11 protein-coding genes and 1 pseudogene are annotated in these 13,464 nt (G+C 39.0%); all 12 read right to left on the reverse strand.

The genetic code is table 11. From position 1 onward, the window contains the following. A partial coding sequence (locus tag DXA13_RS16795) for a glycosyltransferase (RefSeq protein ID WP_118246207.1) occupies positions 1-1,986 on the reverse strand: 1,986 nt, incomplete at its 3' end. Between the two features lie 21 nt (positions 1,987-2,007). After that, the gene (locus tag DXA13_RS16800) at positions 2,008-3,162 is read right to left on the reverse strand and encodes a class I SAM-dependent methyltransferase (RefSeq protein WP_118246209.1); all 1,155 of its coding nucleotides are present in this window, start codon (positions 3,160-3,162) and stop codon (positions 2,008-2,010) included. 2 nt (positions 3,163-3,164) lie between these two features. Beyond that, positions 3,165-4,643 (reverse strand): glycosyltransferase family 2 protein, encoded by a 1,479-nt coding sequence (locus DXA13_RS16805; RefSeq protein ID WP_118246211.1) that lies wholly within the window; start codon positions 4,641-4,643, stop codon positions 3,165-3,167. A 33-nt stretch (positions 4,644-4,676) separates the two neighbouring features. Next, a pseudogene (locus tag DXA13_RS16815) lies at positions 4,677-6,571 on the reverse strand (DUF4422 domain-containing protein). Positions 6,572-6,598: 27 nt separating this feature from the next. Then, entirely contained in the window at positions 6,599-7,345 is a 747-nt protein-coding gene (locus DXA13_RS16820; protein WP_118246218.1) for an ABC transporter ATP-binding protein, read from the reverse strand. A gap of 12 nt (positions 7,346-7,357) precedes the next feature. Then, positions 7,358-8,146, reverse strand: coding sequence for an ABC transporter permease (locus tag DXA13_RS16825; RefSeq protein ID WP_118246220.1), 789 nt, complete (start codon positions 8,144-8,146; stop codon positions 7,358-7,360). A gap of 10 nt (positions 8,147-8,156) precedes the next feature. Beyond that, positions 8,157-9,179 carry a DUF4422 domain-containing protein gene (locus tag DXA13_RS16830; protein WP_147348047.1) on the reverse strand — a complete coding sequence of 341 codons (1,023 nt, stop codon included), beginning with the start codon at positions 9,177-9,179 and terminating at the stop codon, positions 8,157-8,159. Continuing rightward, complete coding sequence (locus tag DXA13_RS16835; protein ID WP_118246224.1) at positions 9,101-10,435, reverse strand: exopolysaccharide biosynthesis polyprenyl glycosylphosphotransferase; 1,335 nt, start codon at positions 10,433-10,435, stop codon at positions 9,101-9,103. Before DXA13_RS16835 ends, DXA13_RS16830 begins: the two co-directional genes overlap by 79 nt. 233 nt (positions 10,436-10,668) lie before the next feature. Then, the gene (locus tag DXA13_RS16840; protein WP_243009199.1) at positions 10,669-11,757 is read right to left on the reverse strand and encodes an O-antigen ligase family protein; all 1,089 of its coding nucleotides are present in this window, start codon (positions 11,755-11,757) and stop codon (positions 10,669-10,671) included. A gap of 185 nt (positions 11,758-11,942) precedes the next feature. Beyond that, entirely contained in the window at positions 11,943-12,254 is a 312-nt protein-coding gene (locus DXA13_RS16845; protein ID WP_118246228.1) for a hypothetical protein, read from the reverse strand. A 26-nt stretch (positions 12,255-12,280) separates the two neighbouring features. Then, complete coding sequence (locus tag DXA13_RS16850) at positions 12,281-12,484, reverse strand: hypothetical protein (RefSeq protein ID WP_118246230.1); 204 nt, start codon at positions 12,482-12,484, stop codon at positions 12,281-12,283. Between the two features lie 226 nt (positions 12,485-12,710). Next, complete coding sequence (locus DXA13_RS16855) at positions 12,711-13,256, reverse strand: DUF1700 domain-containing protein (protein WP_118246232.1); 546 nt, start codon at positions 13,254-13,256, stop codon at positions 12,711-12,713. Positions 13,257-13,464: the final 208 nt, after the last annotated feature.

Genomic DNA, 13,464 nt, shown 5'->3' on the forward strand with positions numbered 1-13,464 from the left:
ACTTTTGAAATTTTGACACATTATACTCCAATTCCAATTTTTTATTTGAACCAGATTTTCTTTAGATAACTTTTTAAAATCTTGTGGATTACATAATAACTGTTGTATCTTTTTAACCAATGCTTCAGAAGAACGTACGTTTAATATGTAATCCCTCTGAAACTCTCCAAAACATTCTGGTACCAGACCAACATCGGTTGATATAACGGGTACCCCACAAGCCATAGACTCTAAAACCGGATTGGGAGTTCCCTCGTGAAGGGAAGCACAAATATAACAGTCTATACCCGAATAAAACTCTGGCATTTTGTAATGAGGAATAATTACCTCCTCCCTATCGGAGGTAACAAGCTCTACCGGATAGCCCTCATCTTGTAGCTTTTTGATGGCAGGTTTGATAATTGTATTAATTCCTTTTAAATCATTTATAATCCATCGACTATTTCCAACCCACCCAAAACGGATTACTCTGCCTTTAATATTGTCAAATCGTTCAAGGTTTATAGGTTGAAATAATGTTAAGTTAACACCATCCGGCAAATAAGCAGCCGGACGAAGGCGAAGATCAGGCAATTGATTATATATTTTTTCTATTTTTCTTGATGCCACCGCATAACATGTTACAATAGACGTTTTGTCCTGAAACAGTGCTGGTGTAATATGGCTTTCCTCATCATCCAAACATAGATGGTCATATATTTCTGTAGAAATAATTTTATTTTTTAGGTATTGCTCGCGGAAGTCCGGTTCTGTCATTCCCAGATCTTTAATCCTGCTCTGAACCCATTCGCCCCAATAAGAGGTCAGAATACCTCTCCATAAAAAATGTATAATTTTACAATCTTCACAAAGCATAAGGATATCTGCTAAATTATAAAAGTCCGTTTCGTACAATATTTTGAATTCATAGTAATGGTTCAAATTTTCTTCTATTTCGGTTGCGATATGCTCCAGTGCCCAGTTAGGCCTATCTACAATAAGAGCAATTTTTGTTTTACCACTTTCTGTTTCTGTAATTAACCCGGTATCCTTTTGACGTTCTTTTACCCATCCGGCAACACCTTCACTCCAGACACCAAAGCCAGATTTCTTTTCAAAATACATAGCAGACTCATAAAGTTTTTCATTAGAAAAGCGTTTCTGCTCATAGACTTTGTCGACCTGTTTTTCAGGCTTTGGATGATCGTGCAGAAGGCTTACCATGCCGCAACATCCGACTTTATATCCTTGCTGAAAAATACGCATAGAAAATTCCGTATCCTCAAAACCTACAAACATATTGTCGTCAAATCCCCCCACTGCAAAAAATGTCTCTTTATTCATAACAGCAGCAGTTCCTGGAACACCTGTACAAAGAAAACCAGGAGCTTCTACATCCATCTGAACCCCATCGCAATAAAAGGTAGAGCCGATTCCAATACAAGCCCTATTTTCGAGATTTTCTACAAAAAGATGGCCGCCATATATACCATTTTTCCGATTTCCCTGGTCAAGTAACGGCAACGCTAGAAATTTCACCCCCAGTGAGTTGATATCTTTTTGAGCTTGCTTTAATGGATTACTAGTAAAATACAAATCATTATCTAATGATAAAATCCAATCCGTTTTAACTTGTTCGAATGTACGATTCCGTCCACCAGCTACCCCATAATTTTGATCAAACTCAACCAATCGACATCGGAAAGGCATATATTTCATTGCTTTTTTTAGAATTTTTTTTTCTTCTTCAGCCGAGCCATTATCGCCGATCAAAAACTCTCCGGCAAAATGTGGAAGATGCTTTTTTATAGACTCCATCAGACGGAGAGTCAAAGAAGCCCTGTTCATGGATAAAACAGCAATTGTTAAATTTTCGCCATTATTTCCGATATTCTCTAAAGAAAATTTTCCTCTTGTATTTTCAACACCAATCAACTGGTGCATTGAACTTGTATAATAGGGTTGTTTTTCTACTAAGAGACACATGTTTAATTTATTTCTATCCATTTTCCCACCCTTTTTGAATAATTATTTTCCCTTAATCAAATCGACCAGACGCCAACATTTCTGCAGCATTCGATATCCTTTTGTTTTTTTAATAATTTCAATATCTTTTTGAGCTATTTCCGCCTGCTCTTGATATTTTTTCATCTCATCTTTTAGAAATTTTTCATGATTTTCAAAAGAATAAATTCTACTCCATAGTTTATCCTCTTCCTTATTAGCAAGTTCTAGCAATGAAGATGTCCTTCTCATTTCAATTTCTATGATCCGATATTCTTCCTTGAGACTTTGCATTTCTTTAAAATAACGTCCTTTTTCAGTTTCAATTTCCGCAAGCTGCTGAAGATGCTCCTGTTCAAGCTTCTCTATTTTTTTTCTCCACTCTTCAGTATCCGCTACATTAGGGTCTTCTGGCCGTTCAAAAAATTCTCTAGGAAAGAGGGTTGCATTCTGCAAATCATTTTTAGCTCCCCATACTCCTAAATAATAATTGCAATTCCAGTGATTAATATACCGGTCATGCGGAACTAATGCTGTTTTATCTAATAGTGAATATTGGAATAATCCTTGCATTGATTTAGGGGATATTTCATTTTTTTCTGGCTCAGTACAACGCGTCAAGGGAACATTCATAAAACCATTTAATGCAAATCCAAAATACCAGTCCACATTATCTCCTAAATGTGATTGAGTCAGTTTTGCGAAATCAAACCAGGAAAAAATCCTTTTATGGAATGGATTTTGGGGCTCACCTGCTTTCTGATAATAGGGATCATTCGGGCAGGATACCATTGCAATCCCGCCAAATTTTAGTACTCTGGATATTTCGGAGAGATATTTATCTGGAGAGTCTACATGTTCAATGGTCTCAAATGATATTACAACATCGAAGCTATCATTCTCAAAAGGAAGTTCTTCTGCACTATGTTGAATGTAATCTATACCATCTCCAGAAAAATTTTCTTTGGCAATTTCTATGGCTTCTTTTGATATATCTACACCAGTTACCTTAAGTGCGCCCCATTCCTTGAGCAATTTGCTTCCATACCCTTCGCCACAGGCGACATCCAACACTCGCTTCCCTTTAACAAAAGATTTAGCAGTAAAATAGCGATTAAAATGAATAGCAGATTCTATCGCTATATAGCTTGATTGATTGGTAAAGTCTAATCTCTCCATTTTTATTTCTCCTTTATCTCTGGTCTTATTCTTCGAATCAGCTTATACCACCAAGTACTTTTAATTGCTGCCAGCTTATCGGACAATGCTGTATTGTCTGCAAGCAGCACGTTAAATTCTTTTTGAAGCTTGTTTTGGCGGTCTAACGTGTATTCGTCCATTCCTATGAAGTACTCCAATCCCATTGATCTTACTGTCAATTCATCCAGTAACGTGACATGGGAAGAAGGGGACAAATAGTAAACTTTTTGAATTTTATTTTTAGTTAAACAATCAATCCACTCTCTACAACGATTTTGATATTGATCCCAATTGGCGTTTGTTGCTGCTTCTATATGAAATAGAGTATGGTTCAGATAGGATTCTCTTGTCTCAGGCGCATCCGAATCGGTAATTAAACATATCTTCCCACCTATTTGTTCTGCCATATTTATATACTTCTGTAGAATATCATCCATAGCACTATAGCCGATATACCGATAGTAGACTGCTGTGTAGGACTGATTTAAAATTTGACTGCGCATCAGAATGTCATTTTGTTCTTCAAAATAACGTCGTCCTATGGCTCCTACAATAGCTTCTACTCCCCAGTAATGTAATAGTATTTCATAACCAGTCTTCTGGTCACTTATATCCAATTTATTATGCCAGCAGTCCACACAATCCCATAATATATCATTACGAAAGACGTTAAATTCCTCAGATAGCTCCTCAAATTTTTGTTCCGATATCAAGAAATCACGAATATTTTCAACAATAGCAGCCCCGCTGCAGCGACTTTCAAATCGTTTTAAATCTAGAATGGCACCACCAGTAATCCCAATCCCCATCCGGTAATGATAATATTGATTCTTAATTCCTTGATAGGACTTCGCATAATATGTAATAATAAACGTTGCATACCGATCCTCAGCCGAGATATAGTATCCGTCTAAAATTCTAGTGTAAGCTTTTTTGCAACACTCTGCCCTCCAGATTTTATTAAACATATTACAATTGAATTTACGGTCTATAATACTTTCCTGAAGAAGTTTTTTTCCTTCAATTCGTTCCAGGGATGGTTCCATAAAAGCAGTTGTCCATGCTATCATATTTTTTGAAACATACTCATTTGTCAATAACTCTGTTCCAAATTGAAGAATATCCACTTTATGCCGCACTATCTCTTTATACAAATTTTCACAAGCATCAAGCGATAAATAATCATCACTATCTAAAAACATAATATACTCGCCATGTGCTACTGCCACAGCGTCTTTTCTAGTCTGACAAAGTCCCTTATTTTCTGTATGTCTAATAATTTTAATTCTCTTATCTTTTTCTGCAAATTTTTCCAAAATTTCTAATGAATTATCCGTAGAAGCGTCTTCGACACATATGATTTCTAAATCTTTTTCCGACTGATTTATAACACTGCTCAGACATTCATTCAAATAATCAGAAACATTATAAATTGGAATTAACACCGAAATTTTGGGCATTATGATCCTCCTAAATCGCCAATACAACTAACGTTATTTTCTAATTGACTTATAGACTTTCTTCACAGCCTCCCGCCGCCTGCTCCCAAACGGCAACAACCTGTTCGCTATCCTGCGAACCATCGGATCATTCCCAATCCAATCCACCTTCGTCTGTGGCATACGGTTCTCCAGTTCGTCAGCAAAACACCTTCGAATCCGCCTTAACAACATTTCATAGTAAGGCGACAGTTTCCCATACCTCCAGAAGTACTCCGCAAAATCACAGTCCACCACATCCCATGGCTTCTGGTATCCAGCAAAATGAATCATATATGGCTGCTTCCTGGCCTTCATATATTCCTCATATAAAGCTCTCGGCGCCATCTTCATGATCTGCATACGGCTACGTCCCGGTTCTTCCCAGCTCATCAGCACATTCCACTGCTGTGGGATATAAAATACCTGGTTTTTACATATCTTATTGAGAACATCCTGGTCATGACATCTCCATGACGCGGATAACGCTATTTGGATCATTTCTTCAGAGCTGGCAGTTTTTCGTAGTCCGTCTAAGTCCATGATCAAACTCCTGCCTGGAAGTAGTCGTAAGGTTTTTCTAATCCCAGCGTTTCTGTCGCATACATCCTCCAGTCGTTTTGGTTTAAGTTCACCTGCCCGGCCACATCGATATCTTTTGCAGCTCCAATAATACATCCGCCCAGATCCATGTCATAAAGCACCGCCACATCATGATCCACGACCATATCACAATCTAAATAAAGGATTTTGTGATAATCCGGCATGATTTCCGGAATAATAAGGCGGTAGTAGGTTTCAACGGAAAGATGCTGATCAACAAACAGCTTCCCTGAATCAAAATACTGGCTGACGCGGATAAAGCGGATGGAAATGTTATTCCGGTCTTTCGCTGCCTCTTTAATCAGGTTCTGGTTCTTTTCGGAAATGTCGTTGAACAAGACAATTATGTCATATTGTCTTGTTGACGACGCATTTGCTATTATAGAGCGTATCATAATATCAAGATACGGAGCAAAGCGGTCATTTGCCGATAAAACAACCGGCACTCCCTCAATAAATACTGGTTCTAGCTTTGCCATAGGTGCTGTGTCCTGGAACAGGGTCTTTGGAAGTTCGAATGTCTTAATACCTGTTTGCTTCTTCAGGTATGTATAATAGATTCCACAGAGACGTTCTGCCAAATATCCCATTACCCTATATTCTTCCACACTATACCAGGTTGTGTCAATTCTTTTTTCTGCCTCAAATAAAATATCAAATAACCATTCGCAATACTTTAAGTAAACTTCTTTTTTCATTATGAACATATTACACTCATGAGTAACATGAGAGTTCATATATTCATTAGCTGCATCTTCAAATTCCGGATATTTTTCTGTCAAAATCTTCAATGCAATATCCAGATCTTTTCGATGTTGGAAGGGAGCCGCACCATATTCATGGTAAACATCAAGCAGGCAGCCACCTTCCTGAATGCGCGGATACCGCCTCCCTTTTACAGAAATTATATCATACTTGGTTATTATTTTTCTAATCGCCTCAGGCTGAAGTTTTATTTCTTCAATAACCTTATCTGTAATTCGCTCATAGGCAATGTTTCCCCATCCGTCATCCTTATTGAGTTCCGGATCAAATGCCAAGTATCTTCTGTAGTGAAAAAATCCGTAATAATCTGCTTCTTCATTCTTCCATGCCCAATATTGAGCAGTGAGTTCACAGTAACTCTTATTCTTTTCTGAAATGTTTTCGCCTGTATCGTCATGCAGCATGCCTTCAAGGCGTTTTCCCGCCAACGCGGCTCCAACCTGAATCGGGTATAGATATGGATTTTCCGGGACATAAGATTCTTTATGGCATACTACATAAAGTTTTAAGTTCGGTTCTTTACACAAATTATCCTGTTCCATTTTATATTCTCTCCCTGTACTATTATCTTATCCGAAGCTTTCCATATAAGCCTGGCATACATTTTCTACTTCGCCCTTCATCATTACCTGACCTTTGTTCAACCAAATGGCATGATCACAAATTTCCTGCACTGACTTTATTGCATGTGAAACAAACAAAAGAGTAGTTCCACCTGCCAGCATTTCCTGCATCCTTTTCTGGCACTTCTCCTGAAACGCTATGTCGCCAACGGCAAGAACTTCATCTACAATCAAAATTTCCGGTCTTACAATTGTGGCAATGGCGAATCCCAGCCTGGCTGCCATACCAGAAGAATAATTCTTAATCGGCATATTCATGAAGTCTTGTAATTCTGCGAATTCAACAATTTCATCATAATGGCTGTCCATAAATTCCCTGCTGTATCCCAGCACTGCTCCATTAAGATAAATATTTTCTGTTGCAGTCAGCTCCCCATCAAATCCAGCTCCCAACTCAATTAAAGGAGCAATATTCCCATGAATTTCCACATTACCTCTATATGGCTTCAAAATGCCACAGATCAGCTTTAAAAGCGTTGATTTTCCAGAACCATTCGTACCTACTAGCCCCCAAGCCTCTCCTCTTTTCACTTCAAAACTGACATCTTTCAAGGCTAAAAACTCCTGAAACATTAATTCTTTTTTAACTAATTTAACGAAATACTCTTTTAAATTATCAATTTTTTCTGAAGCCATATTAAACCGCACAGTTGCGTCTGTTACTTTAATCATACAATCATTTTCTGCTGCCATATCACACCCCGCTTATATATACAGTATAAATTTGTCTTGTGTCTTAAGGAATGCCCATGTACCGATCACAAGCACGAATATTGCCGCTCCTGTACCGGCAATAATGAGATATGGGTCCGGCATACGACCTTCTAAGACAATCTGGCGAAATTCCGCTACATAAAAATACATGGGATTCAGCGCCATAACAATCTGGCGCAATTTGTCCGGAAGTAGAGTAATAGGATAAAATAAGGGTGTCAAGTACATCCATGCGGTTATAATCGCATTGTAAATATACTGAATATCACGAAAGAATACCGAGCTCTGAGCCAAAAGCATACCTAATCCGAGACAGAAAATGTATTCCTGAAGCAAAATAACTGGAATTAACAGATAGTAAATATTAGGCGTCACCCTACAAACAATGAATACGATAACCAAAGCGCCCAAAGCAAACAGTGTATTTACAAAAGAACTGGTTACTTTTGATACTGTAAAAACATATTTTGGCACATAGGTTTTTTTGAGAAGGGCGGCATTCCCAGTTATCGAGGTGATTGCCTGATTTGTGGATTCACTCATAAAGTTAAACAATGTCTGCCCGATAATCAGATAAACCGGAAAATTCTCTATATCTGATCTGAACATATTGGAAAAAACAATAACCATGATAACCATAATCATCAATGGATTGAGAATACTCCATAAATATCCCAGAAAACTTCTTCGATATTTCAGCTTGATATCCTTTGTAACTAACTGTTGCATCAAAAAGCGATATTGGTAAAAACCGCCTAACCGCCTAAAGAAAATACCCATAATCATTCTCCTATCTCAAAAAGATGTTTCGGATAAAAATCCGCCTTCGGCTTCCTGCTGGAAACATCTTATTGAACTTTCTCATATCAATTTTTATTTCAACATTAGTAGGTCCCAACTTTATACTTTTTACATTTCTATTGGTCTTATGTTTCTCTTGCCCTTCCCTCTCTTCTGTATTATAAAATTTCAAATATGGAAGCTCTGCACAAACTGCTCCATTTGTTGTTTTATAAACATAAAATATGCCAAAAAGCCTTTCACCAATGTATCCTAATAAACGTTTTCTTTCATCTTCCAATTTCAAAAACTCGTCGCTTTGTTCAAAGATGCCTAATATGTCAAAAAGCCATGTACAGTATTCCTTAAATAGCTGCTTTTTCATGATAAACATATTCATATAATAGATATCTTTAGAGTTCAAATACTTATCTGCCGCGGCCGAATACTGTGGGTACCGCTCCTTTAATATCTTAATTACCGCATCAAGTATTCCCTGCTGATGATACTGGCAAAACTGCCGGTAAACAGTCACATTAATTCGTTCCCTAAGTACTGTCAGTATATCATACTTCTGTATAACATTCTCCATAATATTCTGCTGGAGACCATACCTGGACAAATCCATCCTAATATCATCCAGTTCTGTATATGGACAGGGCCTTCTTTTATTTATGAGGTTCCCCTGAGCATCAATTGGGCAAACCTCGTCAAATGCCAAATACCTTCTATAATGAAAAAAGCCGTAGTAGTCCGATTCTATATTTTTCCAGGCCCAATACTGTGCTGTTAATTCACAATAAATATCATTTTTTTCTGATATATTCTCTCCAATATCATCATATATCATATCTGGGAGTCTTATACTCGCCTTTTTAGCTCCGACTTGAATAGGAATTAATAATTCATTCTGCAAGATGTACGCTTTTTTATGACACACTATAAATATTTTTATCATAGTTTCACACCTTCCGTGCTTTCCTTCATAAACATAACCTTCGGTGTCATAATAATCAGCTTCAAATCCATCCACACGGAGTAATTCCTAATATATGACAAATCTTGTTTTAGTTTATCATACGAGGTGGTATTATACTTCCCATAAACCTGCGCATAACCCGTCAATCCGGCTTTCACTTTCAATCTATAGGAGAACTCCGGAATCTCTTTTTCAATCTCCGCCGCCAACTCCGGCCGCTCCGGCCTGGGGCCTACCAGGGACATATCCCCTTTTAATATATTGTAGATCTGGGGAAGCTCGTCCAGTCTCAACCTCCGCAGAAGTTTTCCGATCGGAAGTATTCTGTCATCCCCTTCAGATGCCAGTCTGGCGCCGCTCTTTTTTTCTGCGTCCTGTATCATCGTTCGAAACTTGTAAATTTCAAACTCTTTCCCATCTTTTGTAAGTCTGGTCTGTTTATAAAATACAGAACCACCATCCGTCACCTTAATGCATACCGCAATAATAAGAAAAAATGGTAAGGTTATAATCGCTCCAGTCCCAGACATTATAATATCCATCAGCCGTTTGAAAAACTGCTGTTCAATTGTAAGTCCGTCATTCCTGGATAAAAGTAGAGGCGAATCAAATAATGTTAGTTCAGATGAACTCCTAAGTAAAATATCCGATATCTTCGGCACGCTGTATGTCCGAATATCATTTTCAAAACAGTATTTCAGAATCTGATTCCTTTCATGGGAAGGCATATCGCCAATAATAACTCCGTCGAAATTGTGGACCTTCTTAAAAATCAGGTTCATTCCCTTCTTATAACTAATCAAATCCTTAATTTCGTATTTATCATCTCTTGCATTCATTTTTTCAAGCAGATGATAATCTCCCCTGTTTCCAGACACCAACAGCATCTTCCTCGGTGGAAATATCCACACATAAAACTTTTGAAATACCATCGTCCAGACGACGATCACCGCACCATCTACTGCCGTCATAATTGACAAAGGAAGAGGGCTTAAAAAGTGCCTGTCCAACACAGCGATCTGAAAATAAGTAAAAATATTTACAAACACTACCGACAGTATCTGCGAATAAATAAGATTCCCCTTTTTAAGATATCCAACCTTAAATCCGCCATACATCTGCATAAAAAACACCAGCAAAACTCCATACAGGAAAACCATCATCCAGTTTCCACGACGGAAAAACGGCAGTTCGATAATCTTATTGTAGTAATCTGTCCAGACAACACTATAAATGACGAGGATTAAGCCAATTAAAATTGTTGAAAACAGCAGCTTAATCAAACGTTTATATTTTTCATCAATTTTCATAACAACTCATCCCTAACCCTTTACGCTTAACTTCTTTGGTTCCCGGCTCATTTATGTCATACAAGCGCAAAAATCCCCTATATCTGCGTATATTCTTGTAAAGTATAACATAAAAGGACTGATAAGTACATTCTATCAGTCCCGAAAAATATTAGAAATTATTTAAGAAATTGTTAAAAATGGCTAGTTTTTCTCTTTTTCTTCCTTTATTTTCATGCGTGCGGCTGCTAATCCTACCGCCAGAATCGTCCAAAAAGCCGGAGCACTGCCGGAAGATCGATATTGACCACAGCCTGTCCGGAATAGCATGCTGCCGCAAAGACACAAGCCATCACTGCCGGAGACTTTCCTGCCTTTTTAATCATCCAGACTATAGATGACACCAGAAATACCATATATGGGATAAGACCGGCCGGACCAATTGTTACAAAATACTGCAGATATGCATTATGCACGCTGTCATAAATAACACCGAGTGACTCATACATCTTTGTGGCGGTAGAACCGGTATAGCTCGTAGTCAGTATTCCAAATGTATCAGCCCCATATCCGAAAATCTTATGGTGGAGCGGAAAATCATTATAAAGCTCCATAGCGAATCTCCACGCAAAACCTCTGTCTGTTCCCCATTCATCACTAAAGATCACATAATTGGAGATCGCACCATAGCGCTCTCCATTACCGGCAAAATTGGCGTCGACGATAACCGCCGTAACTACCAGAATTACAGCAATTACAATACCGCCCCAAATCCGCTTCGGCCATTTACCGGCATCATCGGATTTCTTTTTATTAAAATCCAGATAATATAAAACTGCTACAGCCGCCCAAAGGATCAGTGCAATCGCAGTCGTCCCGCTGAAATGTCCAATCACCTTTGCCAGACCATCCAGACCGATCACACTCCCCCACTCATCACCTTTCAGCGCAAGGTCCAAAACTGCCAGTACCTTCATAACTGTAAAAATTGTAGCAAGCATAATTCCATATCTTTTTATGCCCTTTCTGGACCCAAATGCATAGAAAGGTAAAAAGCCAAACAGAACGGCAAACGCCAGATAAACGTTATCACTCTGCCCTGTAATTGCCGCTGTAATGGATATCAAGACACATATATAGTACCATACCGCCTTTTTTCTCGTGTCAGCCGCCACATAAAGTACCGCCGCTACTCCCAGCACTAAGGCGACAAATGCCGTATATGTGTTAATATTGCCAAACGTAGATGTGAAAATATCCAGATTTCTTATAGTCATTCCATCCTTGAATCCCATCACATCCAATCGAAAATAGTCTGTAATTCCAAACAGACATACCAGCATTGACGACACTAAAAATGCCTCCAGATACCACTGTTTAAAGCGGAACAGTCTCCCAATAATGAAAACACTCACGGCATATATAAGAAGAAGGAATGCGCCTGAAAACCGTCCCTCATTCCCCCACACTGATTCATACAGATAATCGGACTGCAGCGTTGATATAATCACTGCAATCATAAAAATAATCAGAGCAACTTCATGAAGGGCGAACGTCTTTTTCCAATTCCCCGGCTTAAACTTCGCAAAGATTCCTTCGTTCCCGCTCCTCCGTTTTCCATCATGTCAATAAACATGAATATCAGTGCCATGATCAGTATGATTGCCAGTGCTGCCAGCACAACAATATAATAAAAATGGTACTTTGCTCGCAGTATGTTGGCATACCGGTCTTCCACATACAGGGGAAAAACAAAAAGCAGGAGGAAAGCCATTACGCCTGCGATCTTTGCAAAGATGCTGTTTGCTTCTGTCTTTAAACCTGTGTTTTTATTATCCATTTTTCTCAGCTCCTTCATCTCTCATTCTATTTTGCACATGGCTTGTATTTTCTATCCATTCCCTGAAATTCCCTTTTAGTATACCATTCATGTGTTTCCGCCGCAACGCCCTTTGCTCCCTCTTTTGCAAGCAGCATATAGACAGCTGTAACAATCACGATCCAGAAGCACGTCATCCGCTCGAGCCGTAAATCCGCCCTCTTCTGGTACACAAATTCCATTTTCAGCACTTCACGCCGCCGGATACCGACTCATCCCATCCGCACCATGTTCCCTCTTCTATCTTCGATCTGCTTACTACGGTCTGTTTACTACGAACTGCTTACTGGGATCTGCTTATTAAACAGGAAAAAGGAGCCCCAGCATCCAGCTTTATCTCTACAGCTTCTGCCCCGGACTCCCTGATTCATTTCATATCTTTTCGCTATACCTTATCATTTGATTGTCCTGCCGTCATTACCTCTGCCCGCGCCAAAGAAGCAGAATGAGAATTAAGATCAGGCCGACCGGTGAAAGGAGAAGTGAAAAGATTCCTCCCACAATCGTTACCAGGACAAAGATCACCAGCGTTAAAATCAAAATGCCGGCCAGCTTCCAATACCATTTATTCAGATTATACATATGGAAGGAGCCGCTGTGGTTCGTGCTTTCTCCATAAGATTGATAGCTGCTTCCCTGCGGTTCTCCGTCATAGCTTCCCTGGCTTCCATAGCCGCTCTGGCCTCCGGGGCCGGAAGCGTCTTCATAAGGGGAATTGCCGAAGGGACTGCCTTCATTGCCGTAGCTGGCTGTCTCTCCGCCAGCCTCTGCGGCATCGATGATCGTTCTGGCAATCAGCCTTGGGCCGCCCAGTTCATTCATAATTTCACTCTCCGTACGGCCCTTTGACAGTTCTCCTGTTATATAATTATCGTAATATCGTATATTTTCCTGTATGATATGCTGCGGCACCTCGCCAGAAAGCGCTGCGCCAAGGGTTCGTAAAAACTCTTCTTTATCCATCTAAGTCTCCCTATTCTGCCTGCATTCTGCAGTATCAGGTATCTGCATATGTACCCACTGCTTATTTACTTATGCTTATTTTACTCATGCTTACTTTATCACTGCATACTTTATTATTGTTTAGTTTACGTGTTTTTAATGCATTTATCATATCATACGTTTTTCTATTTATCTATTAAGTTTTTCTAAATTTTCCCTTTCCTATTCA

This window comes from Clostridium sp. AM58-1XD, from assembly GCF_003464085.1.
In the GTDB taxonomy this organism is placed as follows: domain Bacteria; phylum Bacillota; class Clostridia; order Lachnospirales; family Lachnospiraceae; genus Lachnoclostridium_A.